Source organism: Arthrobacter sp. TmtSoilC51 (assembly GCF_055388015.1).
In genome coordinates, this window is the sequence record NZ_AP035877.1 from 4,210,725 (window position 1) to 4,230,190 (window position 19,466).

The following is a 19,466-nucleotide window of genomic DNA, read 5'->3' on the forward strand; positions in this document are numbered from 1 at the left end:
ACCCCGCTAGCTGAGCGTCAGCACGCCGTCCACGCGACGCGGGATGCCCAACGGGTTCGCCTCGCGCAGGGCCGGGTGCAGGATGCTTTCCGGGGCGTCCTGGTAGGCGACCGGACGCTGGAAGCGGCGGACCGCGGTGGCGCCCACTGAGGTGAACAGCGATGTTGTGGCAGGGTACGGTCCACCGTGCTGCTGGGACCAGTTCACTGCGACGCCGGTAGGCCAACCATCGAACAGGACGCGGCCAGCAAGCTCACTCAGCTGCTGCACGAGTGCCGAAACGTCCTCGCCCGGCTGCGCGTGTACGGTGCCGGTGAGGCTGCCCGGAACCTTGGTGAGGGCCTGCGACAGTTCGTCGTCGTTGGCGTACTCAATGAGGAGAGTGGTGGGGCCGAAGCACTCTTCCAGCAGCTCATCCGGACGCTCCAGCACGTTGGCGGCGCTCGTAGAGAACACCACCGGGGCGGCACCATCGGCCAGGCTATCCTGATCCACTGTGCCACTCACCACCGCGACACCCGGCTGCTCTGCAACGCTGCGCAGGCCGTACGGGTAGGCCTCAGCAATGCGCTCGGTGAGCATGGCTGCCGTCGGTTTGTCCTTGCTCGCCTCAGCCACCTGGGCAGCGAAGTCGGTTCCAGCGGGGATGAAGACGAGCCCCGGCTTGGTGCAGAACTGTCCTGCTCCTTGGGTGAAGGAACCAGCAAGGCCAGCAGCAAGTTCCTCGCCGCGGTCAGCCAGGGCGGCATCGGTGATGACCACCGGGTTCAGGCTGCCGAGTTCGCCGTAGAAGGGGATCGGGTCCGGGCGGGACGTCGCGAGGTCGAACAGCGCGCGTCCACCAGGGATGGAGCCGGTGAAGCCCACGGCCTTGATGGCGGGATCCTGCACCAATGCGGTCCCGGCCTCACGTCCGCTCACCAGCGCGAAGATTCCGTCCGGAGCGCCGGCCTTGGCCAGGGCCTCGGTCACGATCCCGGCAGTGCGCTCGGACAAGCGGAGGTGGCCGGAATGGGCTTTGACAATCACTGGGCAACCGACAGCCAGCGCCGACGCCGTGTCGCCACCGGCCACCGAGAACGCGAATGGAAAGTTCGACGCCGAGAACACGGCCACCGGGCCAATCGGACGCAGGATGCGGCGCAAGTCAGGCTTGGGCGGGGTGGCAGCAGGATCCGCGTGATCGATGACGGCCTCAAGGTATGAGCCCTCGGTGATGACTTTCGCGAACAACCGCAATTGGCCGCTGGTCCTTGCCACCTCGCCGGTGAGCCGAACCGTGCCAAGGCTGGTCTCGGAGTCGGCTATGGTCACCAGTTCCGTCACGTTGGCGTCCAAGGCGTCGGCGACGGCGGTCAGCCAGGCTGCGCGCTCGGCGTCGGACGCTGCTGCCGTTACCTTGAACGCTGCGGCGGCAGCGGCTGTAACCGCGGTTAGGTCAAGAGTTGCTGTACTCAATGTGGTTTCCTTTACTCTCAGGGGCGGAGCTCTCACTTGCGGTCAGCTTCGCGGCAAAGTTGAAGCCAAGGCCGGCACGGCCCGCGGAGCTGAGCCTGCTGTTGCGGATCTGTATGGGAGAGGGCTCTGCGAGGATGCCGAGCTGCTCGAAGGAAGCATCTTCAACGTCTTCCACGCTCACGGCTTCAGCCAGGGTGAGCGCCAACTGCCCCGAGAGCTCCGGAAGCAGGTGGGGCGCCACCCTGATGCTGTGCGCACGGGCCAACTCGACGATCCTGCGGAACGGCGTAATGCCGCCCACCCGGACAATGTTGGGTTGGATGATGTCCACGGCTTCGGCTTCGATGAAGTCACGGAAACGGTAGATGGTGTGGACGTTCTCGCCCAGCGCGATGGGCACCGGGGACTGTTTACGGAGGCGCCGGTAAGCCCAGAGGTCGTCAGCACGGATTGGTTCTTCGAGCCATTCCAGTCCGTACTCCCCCAAAACATCCAAGGCGAGGAAAGTGTGCGCCAGGTCCCAGCGTTGGTTGGCATCAATCATGAGCAGCCGGTCCGGCCCGATGACTTGCCGGACGGCTGCAACACGTTCGGCATCCTCCCGTAGCTCAGGCTTTCCCACCTTGATCTTCACAGCCCTATGACCAGCGGCCACCCAGCGCTGTGCCTGCTCCACGAGTTGCTCCAAGGAGTAGTGCAGGTTCACGCCCGAGCCATAGACCTCCACTGATTCCTGGCGTTGACCCAGGAGCCCGGTGACGGATGTACTCGCCTGCCGCGCTTTGAGATCCCACAGGGCGAGGTCGACGCCGGCCATGGCGATGGTGGTCAGGCCTCCCCCGCCGGCTTCGTGCAGCCGTTTCCACAGCTGGTCCCAGACCAGCTCCGGATTGGCATCCAGACCGAGGATGAATGGTGCGATGTCGTGATCCAGGAGGGCCTTCACAGCCTGGGGACCAATTGTGGGTGTCCACGAGAAACCGTGGCCCACGCCGCCGTCGTCAGTGGTCAGTTCGGTGACGATCACGTGGTTCTCGGGGGCTTCAGCACCCCAGCCGCGCAGCAGCGGAACCGTGATCAGGCGGGTTGTGAGGCCCGTGATGCGGGCAGCCATCAACTGCCGGCCAGCTCGTGGCCCTTGGCCAGGATCGCCTTCAGCTCCAGCAGCTGTTCCTCAGTGGGGTCCACCAGCGGCGGTCGCACGGAGCCAACCGGGAGCCCTGCCAGGCGAAGGCCTGCCTTGATCAGCGAGACGCCAAAGCCGGGCGTCTGGTCGCGAAGACGCACGAGTGGGCCGTAGAAGCCCTCAAGCAGGGCGTTGCGCCGTTCCTCGTCACCTGAGACGTAGGCGTCGTAATAGGCTTTGGCGATCTCGGGAGCCATGGCAAATGCCGCCGAGGAGTAGAGCGGGATGCCGAGGCCGCGGTAGGCGCCCTGTGTCAGCTCCGCCGTGAGGAGCCCGTTGAAGAGTGCGAAGTCAGTGCGGCCGCTGGCGTTGATGGCCGATACGATTTCCTGCGCCAGGCCGACGTCCCCGATACCGTCTTTGAAGCCGATTACCTTGGGATTGGCCGTAAGGCGGGTCATGGCCGCGGCGGTGAACTTAGCCGTGCCACGGTGATAGACGATCACGGGCAGGCTACTGGCTGCGGCAATGGCTTCGACGTACGCAACCACGCCGTCTGTGGGCCCAGTGACGAGGTACGGCGGGAGAACCAGCAAGGCGTCGGCTCCGGCCTCCTCGGCAACCTTGGCGGCAGCAAGTGCGTGCCCCAGCGGGCCACCAGCGCCTGCCACTACCGGAACAGCTCCGGCAACAGCTTCGACGGCGGCAGTCACCACGGTGCGGACCTCATCGATGGACAGCGCATGGAATTCACCAGTGCCGCACGCCGGGAACACTCCGCCGGGGCCGTAAGAAAGGCGCGAGGTGATGTGCTCCTTCAGAAGGGCTACATCCACCGAGCCGTCTTCGGCAAAGGGGGTGACGGGGAAAAACAGTACGCCGTCGAAGTTCATGGTGTCTCCTTGGTTGCTCCCGCCGGAACCAAGCCGGCGTGATTCTCGTCGTTGAGTAGTGCTTGGTCTGATGCTGCTGAATCTTCGCCTTCGAAGGGCGGCGAAAGTTCGGTACGCCAGCTGCGCTTGGGCTCCCAGCCAAGAAGCTCACGCGCTTTCCCGATGGAGAACGCGGGGCTGGTACCGGTCAGGTGCCGGGTGAGCGGGGCGCTGCCGGGCAGGAAACGCGGGAACAGTTCAGCGAGCGGGGAAGTGGCCAGGGCATCCTTCGCTCCCACAAAGAAGACCTGGCCATTGGGGATGGCGTCCATCTTGTCCAGCAGCACGTCCAGGAAGTCGGCCACGTCCCTGGCATCGACGTAGTTGAACAGAGCCGGCGCCGACAGGGAGGGGTCCTCCAACCGCTGGCGAACGGTGTGCCCCTGCTGCGTGGGCGCGCCCTGCCACTCCTCGGGGGATATGACGTAGCACGGCCGGAACGCTGCGTAGCGGATCTTATCCCCCTGCGCCGCAGCGAACATTTGCACGGTTTGCTCGGCGATCAGCTTGGACAACGCGTAGGCGTTCCACGGCTTGGGCGGCGTCTGCTCGTCCAAGGGGAACGACGGCGGCAACCAACCGGCCGGTGAGCCATAGCCCAGGGCGGTGGGGCTGCTTGCCGTAATAATCTTCGGGATACCGGCGTCAGTCGCAGCACTGATGACCGCGTAGGCGAGCCGGGTATTGGTACTGAAAATGACGTCCTCTGGCGCGCTGAAAGGTACGGCGATGGCGGCGAGGTGGATGACGGCGTCGGGGTTTGTTTCCCGGAGAAGCCGCTCCGCTTCTCCCGGGGCCAAAAGGTCCGCCGCGTACTGCACGGCGCCGGACGGCAACTGCTCCGCCGGGATGGCGTCGCGGTCAACCGAGACCACCTCGTGGCCGGCCTGCGTGAGGCCTGCCACCACGCTGCGGCCGAGCCGGCCGGAACCGCCGGTGACGAAAATCCTGCTCATGGTGTTGTCCTTGTGTGGTGGTGGGCCGTCAAGCCTGGCCGCGGCTAAGGTCGACGCCAAGGCCAAGTTCGCTGATGCGGGTTGGGAGCCCGGTGTCCAGGGACTGGTTGCCGGCGATGCCGACTGAGACGGAACGGAGGCCATCGATGTACCCCGACGGGCGGCCCAGGGGGTCTACGCCCGGTCCGTTGAAGAGGTCCGAGAGCAGCAGGTTGTCGCCGCCTCCGTGTCCTCCCTCGCCATTGACGATCGGGACTTCATAGGCCGCTTCCCAATGGCGCTGGACAATGAGGCGCTCACCGTTGCGTCGAACGGCGTCGTCTTCCTCGATCGGCGTCGCGCTGGGGTCCACCACGGTCTTCTTGTCGGTGCTGAAGTGGACCGCCGCGCGCTCAACCACTTCGAGTTCGGCCCGGCCCTCCGTACCATTGACGCTGACCCGGTAGCCCTCCCACGGGCTGTGGGCATTCAGCGAGTAGCTCAGCGTGGGGCCGCCCTGGTAGTCCACCACGAGGGCCAGGTTGTCCTCGATGGTGATGCCTTCCGTGAAGACGTCCTGGTCGCGGAGGTAGCCGTCGAATTTTTCGTTGTCGTAGTACAAGGCCTTCAGGCGTTCGTCTTCCCGCATGTCCAGGCGGAATGGATCCGGCGTCAGGCCATCAACGGTGCCGCGCTCCGGGCGGGCACCCAGTCCGCGCTCGGCAGCGTTCTTGTCGCCATAGAAGCGAAGCCCCCCGGAGGCGAATACGCGCTCGGGGACATCGTTGATCCACCAGTTGACGAGGTCGAAGTGGTGGGAGGCTTTGTGGATGAGCAGGCCGCCGGAGTTCTTCTTCTCACGGTGCCAGCGGCGGAAGTAGTCCGCGCCGTGCACAGTGTCCAGCACCCAGCTGAAATCGATGGACGTGACCTTGCCGATCACGCCGTTCTGGATGATCTCCTTGAGCGCGGTGTTACGGGGCGAGTAACGGTAGTTGAACGTGACAACGACGTTCCGACCGGTTTCTGCCACGGCGGCGGTGATGCGGCGGCAGCCCTCAACATCGATCGTCAACGGCTTTTCAACCACGACGTCGGCACCCGCCTCGAGCGCTTCGACGATGTAGTCCGCGTGGGTGTAGTCGGGCGTTGTGACAATGACGCGCTCGATGCCGTTGGCTTGGATAAACTCCGTTAGCTTTGCCGGCTCGAAGGATGCTACTGGCCCGGCGCCGCCCAATTCCTTGATGAGTTCCTGGTAAAACTCCACGCGGCCTTGGTTCACGTCTGAGAGCGCCACGAGGTCAGCCACGTCTGCGTGCTGCCCATAGATCGCGCGAATGTACATTTCGGAGCGGCCACCGGTGCCGATAAGGGCAATACGGGTCCGATGACGGACAGTGCCTGCGTCGGGCGAGGCGGAAGTCTCGGCCGCGGATGAATGGGTCTCGGCGGTGTCGACGTTGACCATGGGAATGCCCCTTTCAAAAGGCAGAAGTGAACCGCTTGACGGCCCGGCGTGATCTGGGAAGAATCATGAGAAAGCGTTTTCTCAGAGCGTTATAAGCTTTGTATCAAGACTCTGGCGGTTCCGTCAACCATTGCCCCAACGCAGGGGCAGCACGCGGACAGCCAACCGGAAGGGGCAGCATGGCACGGAGGAACACCAATCGGCGCGTTGGCATCGCCGACGTCGCGGAGAAAGCCGGCGTCTCGCACGCCACAGTGTCCCGCGTCATGAACGGTAACGCCGCCGTGGATCCCGGCATCGCCGCCCGCGTCCGGGCCGCAGCAACCGAACTCAAATACCAGCCCAACCCCGTCGGACGAAGCCTGGCCTTGGGCAAGACCGACACCATCGGCATTGTTGTCCCGGATCTGGCCAACCCCACCTTCCAGGCCATCCTGCGCGGGCTCAGCATTGCAGCAGCCCAGGACGGCTACCGCGTTCTGATCGCGGACTCCTCCGAGGTAACCAGCGAGGAAGCAATCCTTGCCGGAGAAGCCCGTCGCCGCTGTGATGGAGTAGTGCTCTGTGCACCCCGCATGAGCGATGCCGAACTTGAAGAACTGGCACCTACCCTGCACCCCTTGGTACTGATCAACCGCACCACGGTGGCCACCAACACTCCAAGCCTCAGCGTCGACTACGGCCAAGGCATCCAGGAACTGGCACAGCACCTCGTGACCTTGGGTCACCGACGCCTTGCCTTCCTCTCCGGCCCGGAGCACAGCGCATCCAACCGCCAGCGGCTGGTTGGCCTGGAGCAATTCCGGAAGGAACACCCGGAGATCGAGCTCCAGATGCTCCACGGCGGATCCAACTTCGATTCCGGCCATGAATCAACAGAGGCCATCATCGCCAGTGGGGCCACGGGCATCCTGGCCTTTAACGACCTCGTCGCCATGGGCTTGCTGAGCGGCCTGCACGAGCGTGGAGTGCGGGTACCGCAGGACATCTCGGTGACGGGCTTCGACGATATCCCGTTCGCCAAGTACACAACTCCCCCACTGACCACCGCCGCCGTGCCCATCAACGAGCTCGGGAGCCTGGCGTGGCGCAGGATGCGGGAGCAGATCCAGCAAGCAGGCGAGTCGACCACGCAGGCCCAGGATGAATTTTCCCCGCGGATGGAAATCCGCAAGAGCACTGCAGCCCCGGCACTCAACCCCGCGAGGTGACACTTAATGCCAATGTTCCCGAGGAACATTGGCATTAAGTGTCATCTCGGCGCGTGTTCCGACCCCAGTCCGGCCTCTTTGTAGAAGCCTTCGATGTGGGCGGCCACAAGCTCCGCCGCCCGGCCGCCGTCGTTCGCGTTCACAGCCGCAAGAATCGCGTGGTGTTCCGCTCGTAGCCTGCCTGAAGTGGCATTCCAGTCGGGCAGGTTTCCAGTGAGCTTCCCGGCGTAGTTTTCGATTGCCCCACGCAGTGACGCCATCATGGCGCTGACCACGGTATTCCCGGCAGCCTGTGCCAGGGCGACGTGGAAGCGGGCGTCGAGCGCCAGGAAAGTTTCGATGTCCGGACTATGGTCCATTTGCTCGAGCAGGGCAGCAGCCTCATCGAGGGCCGGGGCGCCAACCTTGGCCCGCGCCGCTGCCCATGATTCGAGCAGCACGCGGGTCTCCACGATGTCGGCCACTGGAAGGTGGCGCGTTGCCACGTGGAGGCGGAGCGTGGAGCCCAACGCTGAGCCGGGCTCAGCAATCACTACGGTCCCTGCGTCCTTTCCCGAACCAACGCCCGCACGGACAACACCCATTGCCTCGAGAATCCTCACGGCCTCACGCACGGAGGTCCGCGAAACCTGCAGTTGCTCCGCCAGGGCCCGCTCGCCCGGGAGTCGTCCTCCGAGGGCGAGGTGGCCATCGGATAGCTGCTCTTCTATCCACTGCAGGACTAGTTCGTGGGTACGCATAACGGAATACTAGTTGATGTGGTCCAACCACATGGCTTACAGTGTGGTTAGACCACAGTGGTAGGACCACAGAATTCAAGGGAGAACCGCATGACCGACACCCTCGATCCGAAGCTCACAGCCGCCCCGGCCAATGCCGGCAGCGACCAAAACGTAAGCCGCCCACCCCAGCCGACGCCCGCCGTCGTGCGTCCTCCTGCACTGAAGCGGCGCATCCCCAAAGTGTCGGACCTGGCGCCGCTCATGCAGTTCAAGAAGCCCGAATTCAGCAAGGCCGCCCGACTGAAGCGCGCCAGCACCATCTGGGAGCTGCGCGACATCGCCAAGCGCCGCACTCCGCAGGCCCCCTTCGACTACACCGACGGCGCCGCTGAAGCCGAGATCACGCTGCGCAGGGCCCGTCAGGCGTTCCAGGACATTGAGTTCCGACCCGGGATCCTTCGCAACGTTTCCAGGATCGACCTCCGCACCGACATCCTGGGTAAGGAATCGCGCCTCCCCTTCGGGATCGCACCCACCGGATTCACGCGCATGATGCAGTCCGAAGGCGAATACGCAGGCTCGCAGGCTGCGGAAGCAGCGGGCATCCCCTACACGCTGTCCACGATGGGCACGGCCTCGATCGAAGATGTCGCGGCTGCCGCTCCGAATGGCCGGAACTGGTTCCAGCTGTATTTGTGGACGGACCGTGACCGCTCGCTGGAGCTGATTGAGCGCGCCGCCAAAGCAGGCAACGATACCCTCATGGTCACCGTGGACACCGCGGTTGCCGGCGCCCGCCTGCGCGATGTCCGCAACGGCATGACCATCCCGCCGGCATTGACCCTGAAGACAGTCCTTGACGCGTCGTACCGCCCGGCATGGTGGTTCAACTTCCTGACGCATGAGCCGCTGACCTTCGCCTCGCTCTCGCGGTATACGGGAACAGTGGCGGACCTGATCAACTCGATGTTCGACCCCACGCTGACCTACGAGGACCTCGACTGGCTGCGCGAAACCTGGAAGGGCAAGCTCGTGGTCAAGGGCATCCAGACCGTGGAGGACGCCCGCAAGGTGGTGGACCACGGCGCCGATGGCATCGTCCTGTCCAACCACGGCGGCCGTCAGCTGGACCGGGCGCCTATCCCGTTCCATTTGCTGCCTGAAGTTTCGGCTGCCCTGAAGGCGGACAACAGCAAGGCCGCGATCATGTTGGATACGGGCATCATGAGCGGCGCGGATATCGTGGCAGCCCTGGCCTTGGGCGCCGACTTCGCCTTGATCGGCCGCGCATACCTCTACGGACTCATGGCCGGCGGACGCGAAGGCGTGGACCGTACCATCCAGATCCTGGAGAAGGACATGACCCGGACAATGGCACTGCTGGGCGTCACAAAGATCTCGGAACTGAACCCGGACCACGTGCGGCTTCTGCAGCGCTAAAGGCGCCCATGCAGGTCGCAGCTAAGCGCGTTTTGCGGGCTCAAAACGCGCTTAGCTGCGTATTAGTTGGGTATGGGGGTTAGATCAGGCCCTGGGCCAGCATCGCGTCGGCAACCTTGACGAAGCCGCCGATGTTGGCGCCAACCACGTAGTTTCCAGGCGAGCCGTATTCATCGGCTGTAGCTGCGCAGCGATCGTGGATGCCCACCATGATTTCAGTGAGGCGCTGTTCCGTGTGCTCGAACGACCACGAATCCCGGCTGGCGTTCTGCTGCATTTCCAGCGCGGACGTCGCAACGCCACCAGCGTTGGCTGCTTTGCCCGGCCCGAAGAGTATGCCGGCCTCCTGGAACACCGAAACGGCTGAGCGCGTGGAGGGCATGTTGGCGCCTTCAGCCACAGCAATCAGGCCGTTGCTGACCAACTTGGCGGCAGCATCGCCGTCGAGCTCGTTCTGCGTGGCGCATGGCAGCGCCACGGTACCGTTGACATCCCACACGGAACCGCCCGCAACGTGGCTGGTTCCGGAACGGCGCGCGGCGTACTCCGTGAGGCGCCCGCGCTCCACTTCCTTGATCTGGCTGAGAAGCGCGACGTCGATTCCCGCCTCATCCACGACGTAACCGGCGGAATCGGAACAGGCCACCACTGTTGCACCGAGGGATTGTGCCTTGGCAATCGCATTGATGGCCACGTTTCCCGAACCGGACACCACAACGCGCTGGCCATCAAAGGAAGAACCACGGGTCTTGAGCATCTCCTGGGCGAAGATCACGGTGCCGTAGCCGGTAGCCTCCGGCCGGACCAACGAGCCGCCCCAGGAAATCCCCTTGCCGGTGAGGACCCCGGATTCGTAGCGGTTGGTGATGCGCTTGTACTGGCCAAAGAGGTAGCCGATTTCGCGGCCTCCAACGCCAATATCGCCTGCTGGGACGTCCGTGTACTCGCCGATGTGGCGATACAACTCAGTCATGAACGACTGGCAGAACCGCATGATCTCGGCATCCGAACGTCCACGGGGATCGAAGTCGGAGCCGCCTTTGCCGCCCCCGATCGGCATGCCGGTGAGGGCGTTCTTGAAGATCTGCTCAAAACCGAGGAACTTCACGATGCCCAGGTAGACCGACGGATGGAACCGCAGTCCGCCTTTGTACGGGCCCAAGGCGGAGTTGAATTCCACGCGGAATCCACGGTTGACGTGCACGCGGCCCGAGTCGTCCGTCCACGGCACGCGGAAGATGATCTGACGCTCCGGCTCGCATAGGCGCTCCAGCACGGCTCCCTCAAGGAATTCGGGATGCCGATCGTGAACAGGCCCCAGGCTTTCGAAGACCTCGGTGACAGCCTGGTGGAACTCCTTCTCACCGGGATTCCGCGCCAGTACGGTGTTCCGGACAGCTTCGAGCCTCGAATCCATGCGTCTTCCAATCCATCCATGCGCCGACCCGCGGCGAGACGATCCAGTCCCGCTCATGGTTGCATCATTGGACGTAGGATCTCCATCCGGTGAAAATGTGACCCTTGGACGGAGTTAACACAACCGTAGAAAAACCCCGGAAACGCAGGGAAATTTGACCTTAACAACACCTCACAAGGTGTCGAAGATCACGTTAGTCGACCCTACTGGGTGGGGCGGTTCCTAGCGCTTTCGACCGAACTTGGGGAGATTGGGAAGGTTCGGGAGGTTGGCCAGCAGATCTGCGGCTTTGGTGGCAGCGCGGCCCACAGTCCGGCCAATCTGCTGCGGGACGGTGTCATCCGATGCCGGATCGACGGAGAGTGGCGTCCCACTCGAGTGGACTTTCACGGCCTGGCCAATGGCGTCGGCCCGCGTTGGGATGACATCCGGCATTGTGTCGGCAGGTTTCACAACCGACGCAGCGGCCACTGCTTCAGGGGCGGCCATCGGTTCCTGGGCTGCGTCCACGGAAGGTCCGACGGCGGCGGAAGCCGAGGGTCCGACGTCGAAAGTTTCCAGCCAACTGGCGACGCCGGCAAGCGGCTTGGGGTTCAGCGCGTAGTAGCGCTTCTGTCCCTGGGCGCGCATGCTGACGAGGTCAGCCTCGCGGAGCACCTTCAGATGCTTGGAGATCGTGGGCTGGCTTGCAGCCAGTTCTTCCACCAGTTCGCCTACAGCTTTATCCCCAGAGCGGAGTGAAACCAGGATATCTCGCCTGGTTGCCTCAGCTATGACGGCAAATACGTCGTCAGTCACCATGCCTCCCACCCTAGCGACATATACGCCAAATGGCATCCCTGTTTCGTGCCGCGACGGGGACGGATCGTTGACCCAACATGGGGCCGGTGCTACAACGGAGTCACGGTCCGTCCGGGCTGCCAGGCCCCGGCCGCCAATCGCTCGGGGTGCAAGGCCATGACTGACTATTTCCGACGTCAAATGTTTAACATCATCGCCGCGGTATTCCTGGCACTTTTCGTGTTCGTTTGGGCTGCCGTCCTGTTGCGCGTCGGAACCTGGGTGCCCACCGGCGGTGCGGTTGCCCCTGAACTCAATGGTGCCCTTGTGACAGCTGCAGGCGTCCTCGCCACGTCCTTGAGTTCCCTGACGGCATCCGCACTGGGCTTTACGATTTCCGAGGTTAAAAGGGACCAAGCCGAGGCTGGCCAGCCCAGCCCTCTTGTCAGCCCCACCGAGGTGGCCAACCGACTCTCTGGCCGGGTGATCTTCGCGATCATGGTCTACATGACCATGGGCATGCTGGTGTTGGTGCTGTGGCTGTTCAAAGGGCAAGCCTCCACGGACCTCATCGGCGCGTTTGCCTTGTCTTTGCTGGGATGGCTGGTGGGGGCAGCGGGCGTGGTGTTCCAGACGGAGAAGACCGGGCCGTAGCAGCGTTGGGACGGACGAATGGACCCCGAACAGCCTGGTCCACGAACAGCTAGTCGAACCAGGGATCCAGCCCGTACAAGGGGAATATCTCCTTGCGCGTAGCAATGACGGTCCGGTCCACCTCGTCTGCGGGGTCGTATCCAACTTCCCAGGAACGCCACCAGACGTCCACGTCATCGCTCATCGACTCCGGCGCCCAAACGCCGTAAGCCTCCCTGACATAGGTCCGCCAGGCCTCGGGAACGGGCGTGCTCAACGGGACCGGCCGCTGCGTCACCATCCCGATCAGATGGCTCCACGCGCGCGGCACAACACCCGTGATGTCATAGCCGCCTCCGCCGGTGGCTATCCACCGGTTTTCGCAGTACCTGGCGGCAAGGCTGGCGACGGCGCTGGCCGCCTCCCGCTGGCCGTCGACGCTGAGGTTGAGGTGCGTCAGCGGATCCAGGCGGTGCGAGTCACAGCCGTGCTGGCTGACAATCACCTCCGGTTTGAACGCGCCCACCAACTGCGGCACCACCGCATGGAAAGCGCGCAGCCACGCGGCATCCCCGGTGAACGCCGGCAGCGCCACGTTCACAGCCGTCCCGGGCGCATCCGGGCCCCCCGTTTCATTGGCGAAACCCGTGCCCGGAAAGAGGGTGAGCCCCGATTCATGCAATGAAATGGTCATAACGCGGGGGTCATTCCAAAAAATGCTTTGCGTCCCATCGCCGTGGTGGGCGTCGACGTCGATACTCACGACGCGCCGCACACCGCCGTCCAGAAGCCGCTGGATGGCGATCGCGACGTCGTTATAGACGCAGAAGCCGCTGGCCCGCTCCCGCGCGGCATGATGCAATCCACCGCTGAAATTCACGGCGCGGACGGCTTGGCCAGAGAGGAGGGATTCAGCAGCCAACAGGGAACCGCCAGCGAGTCGGGCGCTGGCCTCGTGCATGCCGGCAAATGCGGGATCATCCTCGGTTCCGAGGCCCCGGTCTTCCTCGGGCATGGACGGATCCTGGCTGACGCGGCGCACCGCCTCGACGTACTCCGCGCTGTGCACCGAGCAAAGTTCGACGTCGGTGGCCAACTCAGGCGCCTCCACCGCCACATGGCTGTGGTCGAAAAGGCCTAGGGACTCCGCGAGCCTGGCCGTCAGTTCCAACCGCTGCGGGGCCATAGGATGGCTGGGACCAAAGTTGTAAGCAGTCATGGCTGGGTCCCACACCACCGTCGTTGGCAGTGCGGATCGCGTAATGCTGGAAGCAGTTGTTCCAAGCCCGGAGTTCATCCAGAACAGGCTACCTGAGGCCGCACTGGACCACCGCCCGGTTACGCCGCAGGAATAGTGGTTTACTACTCAGGAAAGCATGTTCAACCGAGGAAGAACCCCATGTCTCAAAGCCAGACGCGCTCCACGAGCCCGGCCAACTGGCATCCCGGCCAGCAGGAACGTGAAGGTCTGTGGATTTTCACACGTGCGCGCGACTTCATCGACAACATCGCCAACACATCCCCGGCCCGTTTGGCCCTGGTCGCTTTCGCCGTGGTGATCCTGCTCTTCACAGGGTTGTTGTCCCTGCCGTTTTCCTCGGCTTCCGGCGAACCTACCCCTCTGCACCAGTCCATGTTCACGGCCGTTTCGAGTGTCTGCGTGACCGGCCTGACCGTGGTTTCCACCGCAACCCACTGGTCCTTCCTCGGCCAGCTCATTATTTTGGTGGGCATCTTTGTGGGCGGCCTCGGCACCTTGACCTTGGCGTCCCTGCTGGCGCTCATGGTCAGCAAGCGGCTTGGTGTCCGGGGCAAGCTCATCGCCCAGGAGGCCATGAACAATGCTGGCAGGCTGGGTGAAGTGGGTACCCTGCTACGCATCGTCATCGTGACCTCCGTGGTGATCGAGGGTGCCTTGGCGCTGGCCCTCGTCCCACGCTTCATGCTCCTTGGGGAGCCCTTCTGGCAATCGGTTTGGCACGGAGTCTTCTACTCGATTTCGTCCTTCAACAATGCCGGCTTTACGCCGCACTCGGACGGAATTGTCCCCTACGAGACCGATCTCTGGATCCTGGTACCGCTCATGCTCGGCGTGTTCCTTGGCAGCCTCGGTTTCCCGGTAGTGATGGTGCTCCAGCAGAACGGCCTGAACTGGAAGAAGTGGAACCTCCACACCAAGCTCACCATCCAGGTGTCTTTCATCCTGCTGCTCGCCGGCACGGTCCTATGGGCCCTCATGGAATGGGACAACGTGCGGACCATCGCGCACATGGAATTCGGCGACAAGCTTATTCATTCCCTCTTTGCTTCCGTGATGACGCGTTCAGGCGGGTTCAATCTGGTGGACCAGAACCACATGGAATCCACCACGATGCTCCTCACGGATGCCCTCATGTTTGCCGGTGGCGGCTCGGCGTCCACGGCGGGCGGCATCAAGGTCACCACGATTGCGGTCATGTTCCTCGCCATCGTTGCCGAGGCCCGTGGCGATGCCGACGTGAAGGTATACGGCCGCACTATTCCCCAAGGCACCATGCGGGTGGCTATTTCGGTGATTGTTGCCGGCGCCACCCTTGTCTCGGTCGCGGCGTTCCTGCTGCTGTCCATCAGCGGCGCATCACTGGACCGGGTGCTCTTTGAAACCATCTCCGCCTTTGCCACCGTGGGATTGAGCACGAACCTCAGCGCCGAGCTGCCGCCGTCGGGCGTTTACGTCCTGACCGCCTTGATGTTCGCAGGCCGCGTCGGCACCGTAACCCTCGCTGCCGGCCTGGCCCTGCGCCAACGCAGCCAGCTTTACCACTACCCGGAAGAGAGGCCAATCATTGGCTAGTACCACAGGGGCGGCGAACCGCCCCGCCCACAACGCACCAGTGCTGGTCATTGGCCTTGGCCGGTTTGGATCGGCCACTGCCGAGCAACTGGTCAAGCAAGGCCGGGAAGTCCTGGCAATCGAGCGCGACCGCACTCTCGTCCAGAAATGGGCGCCCGTACTCACCCACGTGGTGGAGGCAGACGCCACCAACATCGATGCCCTGCGCCAACTGGGGGCGCAGGAGTTCAGCTCGGCCGTGGTGGGTGTGGGCACATCGATCGAATCCTCGGTGCTCATCACGGTGAACCTGGTGGACCTGGGGATCCAGCATCTGTGGGTCAAGGCGATCACGCCTTCGCACGGAAAGATCCTCAGCAGGATCGGCGCCAACCACGTGATCTACCCGGAGGCCGATGCCGGCGTCCGGGCAGCACACTTGGTATCCGGGCGAATGCTGGACTTCATCGAGTTCGATGACGATTACGCAATCGTCAAGATGTATCCGCCCAAGGAGACCGTGGGCTTCACGCTGGAAGAGTCCAAGGTCCGCTCCAAATACGGCGTGACGATCGTAGGCGTGAAGACCCCCGGGGAGGACTTCACCTACGCGCGGCCCGAGACCAAGGTGTCCGGGCACGACATGTTGATCGTGTCCGGGCACGTCGATCTCCTGGAGCGCTTCGCGGCACGGCCCTAGGGTGCGGTTGCTTTGGGCCCACGACCGCAGGGTTCCCTGGCCGAGCTTGCGAGGCTAGGGTGCGGTTGCTTTGGGCCCACGACCGCAGGGTTCCCTGGCCGAGCTTGCGAGGCTAGGGTGCGGTTGCTTTGGGCCCACGACCGCAGGGTTCCCTGGCCGAGCTTGCGAGGCTAGGGTGCGGTTGCTTTGGGCCCACGACCGCAGGGTTCCCTGGCCGAGCTTGCGAGGCTAGGGTGCGGTTGGGGATTAGCCCAGCTGTTTAGTGATCTCTGCTGCGCGGTTGGCAGCCGCACGGGCGCCATCGGCGATGATCCTGGGGATCCCGCCGTCGTCGAAAGCTGCGATAGCCCGCTCGGTGGTGCCGTTCGGGCTGGTCACGGCGACGCGCAGCGCAGTGGGGTCCGCACCAGGCTCCGCCAGCATGAACCCGGCGCCTGCCACCGTTTCGCGGGCCAGCATGAGGGACAATTCGGCGTCCAGTCCCAGCTCGACGCCCGCAGCTGCCATGGCCTCAGCCAAATAGAACGCGTATGCGGGGCCGGAACCGCTGATGGCGGACAAAGCGTCCACCTGCTCTTCGGGCACCTCCACAACCGTGCCGGCACCTGCCAGCGCAGCCTTCACCCGTTCAAGCTGTTCGGGCGTGCAGTGAGTTCCGGGCGAGACGGAAACGACGCCGCGGCCCAGCCTGGCGGGGGTGTTCGGCATGGCTCGGATCACCGGCTGCCCTTCCGGGAGGGCGGCTTCAAGCTGTGCGATGGAAACCGCAGCGGCCACGCTCACAACAACAGTGTCCTTGGCGAGTGCCGGGCTGATTTCCCGTGCAAGGTCTGCAATGCCAACTGGCTTGACGCCAAGGATGACCATGCCTGAACCCTTGGTGGCAAGCTTATTGTTTTCCGGCTCTTCCTCGCCGGCGATCGCCATAACGCCATGGCGCTGCGCAAGTTCTTCTGCGCGCTCGGTTCGTCGGACGGTGGCGACGACGTCGGATGGGTCAGTCCCGGCGGCAAGGAGACCTGCCAGGATTGCTTCGTTCATGGATCCACAGCCAAGGAATGCGATTCGGTTGCTCATTGCACCATCATGGCAGTTTGCCCATGGAGGGGTCGAACGGCATCCACATTCACAGCTGGTTCCCAAGATTATTGCAGGCAGCACCCATCCTTGGTCCGTAACTTAGTAGTTACCTCATTGAGGGTGCGAGTGATGAGGCGGGCATGGGGATGTCCGCCAGCAGCACCGGTGGCCGGGCGGGTTTTCCCCCATTTCCCGATTCGGCCGCCGGTGCTTTCGCTTTTAATGATTGTGGGAGCGTACTAGCTAGTTGTCGTGCGAACGCACCAGCGGGATGCTGAGGTGCTGCCGTGCGAAACGAAGCGTCTCCGCCAACATTTCCTCGCGTTCACCAGCCACTTTGGCCTTGCGGGTAGAGATCTCCGCCACCACAACACCGTTGAAGCCATTGGATGCAAGGTGTTGGAGGGCATCTGCACATTGCTGCGTGCCAGTGCCCGGAACCAAGTGTTCGTCCTTGCCGGAACCTGAACCATCCGTGAGGTGAACGTGGCGGAGTTTGTTCCCCAACGCCTGGATTGCTTCCAAACTGTTGGCCCCCGCAGTGGCCGCGTGCGAGAAATCCCAAGTGACGTCGTCGTAATCCTGTCCCAAGGGATCCCAGTGCGGCAGGTAGGCAACAGCCTCCCGTCCACGGACGCGCCAGGGGTACATGTTCTCTACTGCGATGTGCACCTGGTACATCGCAGCGATCTCCCGAACACCGGCAGCGAAGTTCTCGGCGTAGTTCGATTGCCAGCGGAACGGTGGGTGGACCACCACGGTGTCGCAGCCCACCTCCCTTGCCATCTGGCAGGATTTCTCGATCTTGTTCCATGCCGCTCCCCACACTTGCTGGGTCAGCAGCAGCGTGGGCGCGTGAATGGAAACGATCTGTTGGTGGTACCGATGGCTCAACTGGATGAGGGCGTCAGGATTCTGGCTCACGGCGTTGTTGGTGACCATGACTTCCACGCCTTCATAACCGAGGTCCTGGGCCACAGCGAAAGCGTCATGGACGCTCAACGGATACACGGACGCGCTGGACAGCGCCACCGGGATATGGCGGTTATTTTCAACAGGCTCGACGTCGGTGCTCATCTCAGGAAGCCAGCCCGCCTGCCATAGGGGCCGGGATTGGTGCGGGTGCAGGGTTATTTACCGGCACAGGGAATTCCTCAAAGGTGGTCTGGGGCTCGTCGCTGTCCGTCTTCTTGTCGCCTTCCTTGCCTGCTTTTTTCTTGGACTTGTCCTTCTTGCGCTTCCCGACGTGCGGCGCGGGATCCACGGCTTCTTCGAAGACCAACTGGTCCAGTCGGCGAAGGATCAGCCCTTCGCGCAGAGCCCACGGGCAGATTTCCATTTTAGGGAATTCGAAGAGTTCCAGCGCGGCTTCTGCCACCAAGGCACCAGCCAGCAATTGGCGGGCCCGCGCGTCCGAAACGCCGGGGAGATACAAGCGGTCCTCAACTTTCATGGCGGATATGCGCTGGGCCCACAGACCAAGATCGGCGGCGTGGAGTTCCCGTTTCACGTAAGGACCAGCTCCGCTGGGGGCTGCACCAGCGATCCGTGCAAGCGAGCGGAACGTCTTGGAGGTCCCGGCCACCAGGTTGGCGCGGCCGAGCTCGTGAAAATTACGGACAACCGGTTTGAGCGTGGAACGGATGTAACGCCTCAACTCCTTGACACTCTTGGCACTGGGTGGATCGTCATGGAGCCAATCCCGTGTGAGCCGGCTTGCCCCCAGGGGAACAGACGTAGCAAACTCCGGGAGTTCGTCCGTACCGTAGGCCATTTCGAACGAGCCTCCGCCGATGTCCAGGTCCAGAATGGGACCGGCACCCCACCCATACCAACGGCGAACGGCAAAGAAGGTCATGGAGGCTTCTTCGCTGCCCGTGAGCTCCTGGAGAGTCACCGTGGTCTCATGCTTGACCCGTGCCAGGACCTCGGCGCCGTTGGTTGCCTCACGGATTGCCGACGTACAAAAGGCCAGCAGATCCTCGGCCTTGTGGCGTGCTGCGAATTCCCACGCCTCCAGGACGAACTCAATCAGCTCGTTCTGGCCGTCATCATTGATGTTGCCATCACCATCCAGGTATTGCACCAGGGAAAGGGGGCGCTTGTGGGAGGCGAAAGCCACGGGGCGTGCGCCGGGATGGGCATCCACAAGCAGCAGGTGGACGGTGTTTGAACCGATGTCGAGAACGCCAAGACGCATTCTGCCATTATTCACCGATTCGAAGCCGGGAAAGCAACTTGGCGTCCACGTTTCGCGGACACGTGCGCGCCTCGCGTCCTGGATGCCAGCTATTCTGTTGGCTCCCCGGCTTCGTCTGCCCGTTTGAAGTCGCGCCGGATGTTGGCGATCCCTTCAGGATCGATTTCGAAGCCAAATTCGCTGCCGGGGTTGATGACCATACCCAGTTCGTCGCCGATGTTACCGAGGATCGCCGAGCCCATGGTGCCCAGAACATGCGGGGCAGCTTCCAGGAAACGTGCGTCCACGCGGCTCGGGTGGCTGAAAACCGCTAGGACTGGCTGGCCATCGGCGTTTGAGAGGACCAATGGCTCTACGGCAGAATCCGGTCCGTCCACCGCTTCTGAACTGACCAGGTAGACCTCGTTGTTCAGGAAAGCAAGGATGACGTCTACCGGGTTGGCGTCCGGATGTTCGGCCAAGGCAAGCTTGGCTTCGAGGTCGTTCAAGGGTTCGTTGTCCGGTGAAACCGTCTGTTCAGTCATGCTTCTACTCGACCACGATGCCGTC

19 protein-coding genes are annotated in these 19,466 nt (G+C 63.3%); 6 read left to right on the top strand and 13 right to left on the bottom strand.

From position 1 onward, the window contains the following. Window positions 1-6: 6 nt before the first annotated feature. From ACZ5G6_RS19195 to ACZ5G6_RS19215, 5 genes are read right to left on the bottom strand one after another with little or no spacing between them, the layout of a single operon-like run. The gene (locus tag ACZ5G6_RS19195; protein WP_498687353.1) at window positions 7-1,458 is read right to left on the bottom strand and encodes an aldehyde dehydrogenase (NADP(+)); all 1,452 of its coding nucleotides are present in this window, start codon (window positions 1,456-1,458) and stop codon (window positions 7-9) included. Beyond that, window positions 1,439-2,572: a mandelate racemase/muconate lactonizing enzyme family protein gene (locus ACZ5G6_RS19200; protein WP_498687355.1), complete on the bottom strand. Its 1,134-nt coding sequence runs from the start codon at window positions 2,570-2,572 to the stop codon at window positions 1,439-1,441. Before ACZ5G6_RS19200 ends, ACZ5G6_RS19195 begins: the two co-directional genes overlap by 20 nt. Then, entirely contained in the window at window positions 2,572-3,477 is a 906-nt protein-coding gene (locus ACZ5G6_RS19205; RefSeq protein ID WP_498687357.1) for a 5-dehydro-4-deoxyglucarate dehydratase, read from the bottom strand. Before ACZ5G6_RS19205 ends, ACZ5G6_RS19200 begins: the two co-directional genes overlap by 1 nt. Further along, window positions 3,474-4,472, bottom strand: coding sequence for an NAD-dependent epimerase/dehydratase family protein (locus ACZ5G6_RS19210; protein ID WP_223934414.1), 999 nt, complete (start codon window positions 4,470-4,472; stop codon window positions 3,474-3,476). Before ACZ5G6_RS19210 ends, ACZ5G6_RS19205 begins: the two co-directional genes overlap by 4 nt. A 28-nt stretch (window positions 4,473-4,500) precedes the next feature. Next, entirely contained in the window at window positions 4,501-5,922 is a 1,422-nt protein-coding gene (locus tag ACZ5G6_RS19215) for a Gfo/Idh/MocA family protein (protein ID WP_498687358.1), read from the bottom strand. Between the two features lie 179 nt (window positions 5,923-6,101). On the opposite strand from ACZ5G6_RS19215, the gene ACZ5G6_RS19220 reads away from it, so the two are divergent. Beyond that, window positions 6,102-7,133 carry a LacI family DNA-binding transcriptional regulator gene (locus ACZ5G6_RS19220; protein WP_498687360.1) on the top strand — a complete coding sequence of 344 codons (1,032 nt, stop codon included), beginning with the start codon at window positions 6,102-6,104 and terminating at the stop codon, window positions 7,131-7,133. Between the two features lie 41 nt (window positions 7,134-7,174). Here the strand turns inward: ACZ5G6_RS19220 and ACZ5G6_RS19225 are convergent, their stop codons facing one another. Further along, the gene (locus ACZ5G6_RS19225; protein ID WP_498687361.1) at window positions 7,175-7,873 is read right to left on the bottom strand and encodes a FadR/GntR family transcriptional regulator; all 699 of its coding nucleotides are present in this window, start codon (window positions 7,871-7,873) and stop codon (window positions 7,175-7,177) included. Between the two features lie 90 nt (window positions 7,874-7,963). Here ACZ5G6_RS19225 and ACZ5G6_RS19230 point away from each other — a divergent pair, with 90 nt between their 5' ends. Beyond that, window positions 7,964-9,295: an alpha-hydroxy acid oxidase gene (locus ACZ5G6_RS19230; RefSeq protein WP_498687363.1), complete on the top strand. Its 1,332-nt coding sequence runs from the start codon at window positions 7,964-7,966 to the stop codon at window positions 9,293-9,295. A gap of 79 nt (window positions 9,296-9,374) precedes the next feature. On the opposite strand, the gene gdhA is transcribed toward ACZ5G6_RS19230, so the two are convergent. Continuing rightward, on the bottom strand, window positions 9,375-10,712 hold the full coding sequence (gdhA, locus tag ACZ5G6_RS19235; RefSeq protein ID WP_223934418.1) for an NADP-specific glutamate dehydrogenase: 1,338 nt from the start codon (window positions 10,710-10,712) through the stop codon (window positions 9,375-9,377). 222 nt (window positions 10,713-10,934) lie between these two features. Further along, on the bottom strand, window positions 10,935-11,513 hold the full coding sequence (locus ACZ5G6_RS19240) for an ArsR/SmtB family transcription factor (protein WP_498687366.1): 579 nt from the start codon (window positions 11,511-11,513) through the stop codon (window positions 10,935-10,937). A gap of 156 nt (window positions 11,514-11,669) precedes the next feature. Between ACZ5G6_RS19240 and ACZ5G6_RS19245 the strand changes: the two genes are divergently transcribed. After that, window positions 11,670-12,146: a hypothetical protein gene (locus ACZ5G6_RS19245; RefSeq protein ID WP_223934420.1), complete on the top strand. Its 477-nt coding sequence runs from the start codon at window positions 11,670-11,672 to the stop codon at window positions 12,144-12,146. 49 nt (window positions 12,147-12,195) lie between these two features. Here the strand turns inward: ACZ5G6_RS19245 and ACZ5G6_RS19250 are convergent, their stop codons facing one another. Then, window positions 12,196-13,344, bottom strand: coding sequence for an acetoin utilization protein AcuC (locus ACZ5G6_RS19250; RefSeq protein ID WP_498687368.1), 1,149 nt, complete (start codon window positions 13,342-13,344; stop codon window positions 12,196-12,198). Between ACZ5G6_RS19250 and ACZ5G6_RS19255 the strand changes: the two genes are divergently transcribed. The 3 genes from ACZ5G6_RS19255 to ACZ5G6_RS19265 are packed head-to-tail and all read left to right on the top strand — an operon-like array spanning window position 13,343 to window position 15,637. Next, window positions 13,343-13,480 carry a hypothetical protein gene (locus tag ACZ5G6_RS19255; protein WP_223934422.1) on the top strand — a complete coding sequence of 46 codons (138 nt, stop codon included), beginning with the start codon at window positions 13,343-13,345 and terminating at the stop codon, window positions 13,478-13,480. The genes ACZ5G6_RS19250 and ACZ5G6_RS19255 overlap by 2 nt on opposite strands. Window positions 13,481-13,524: 44 nt before the next feature. Then, the gene (locus ACZ5G6_RS19260; RefSeq protein WP_223934423.1) at window positions 13,525-14,958 is read left to right on the top strand and encodes a TrkH family potassium uptake protein; all 1,434 of its coding nucleotides are present in this window, start codon (window positions 13,525-13,527) and stop codon (window positions 14,956-14,958) included. A 40-nt stretch (window positions 14,959-14,998) separates the two neighbouring features. Beyond that, window positions 14,999-15,637, top strand: a complete 639-nt coding sequence (locus ACZ5G6_RS19265; RefSeq protein ID WP_377652913.1) for a potassium channel family protein — start codon at window positions 14,999-15,001, stop codon at window positions 15,635-15,637. A gap of 246 nt (window positions 15,638-15,883) precedes the next feature. On the opposite strand, the gene proC is transcribed toward ACZ5G6_RS19265, so the two are convergent. The 4 genes from proC to ACZ5G6_RS19285 all read right to left on the bottom strand — a co-directional run bounded on the left by proC (window position 15,884) and on the right by ACZ5G6_RS19285 (window position 19,441). Then, a complete protein-coding gene (gene proC / locus ACZ5G6_RS19270; protein ID WP_223934425.1) occupies window positions 15,884-16,714 on the bottom strand; it encodes a pyrroline-5-carboxylate reductase in 831 nt (276 codons plus the stop codon). Between the two features lie 246 nt (window positions 16,715-16,960). Continuing rightward, window positions 16,961-17,794, bottom strand: a complete 834-nt coding sequence (locus ACZ5G6_RS19275; RefSeq protein WP_223934426.1) for a sugar phosphate isomerase/epimerase family protein — start codon at window positions 17,792-17,794, stop codon at window positions 16,961-16,963. Window position 17,795: 1 nt separating this feature from the next. Beyond that, window positions 17,796-18,917, bottom strand: a complete 1,122-nt coding sequence (locus ACZ5G6_RS19280) for a Ppx/GppA phosphatase family protein (protein WP_223934427.1) — start codon at window positions 18,915-18,917, stop codon at window positions 17,796-17,798. Window positions 18,918-19,006: 89 nt separating this feature from the next. Next, window positions 19,007-19,441, bottom strand: a complete 435-nt coding sequence (locus tag ACZ5G6_RS19285) for an SseB family protein (RefSeq protein ID WP_223934428.1) — start codon at window positions 19,439-19,441, stop codon at window positions 19,007-19,009. Window positions 19,442-19,466: the final 25 nt, after the last annotated feature.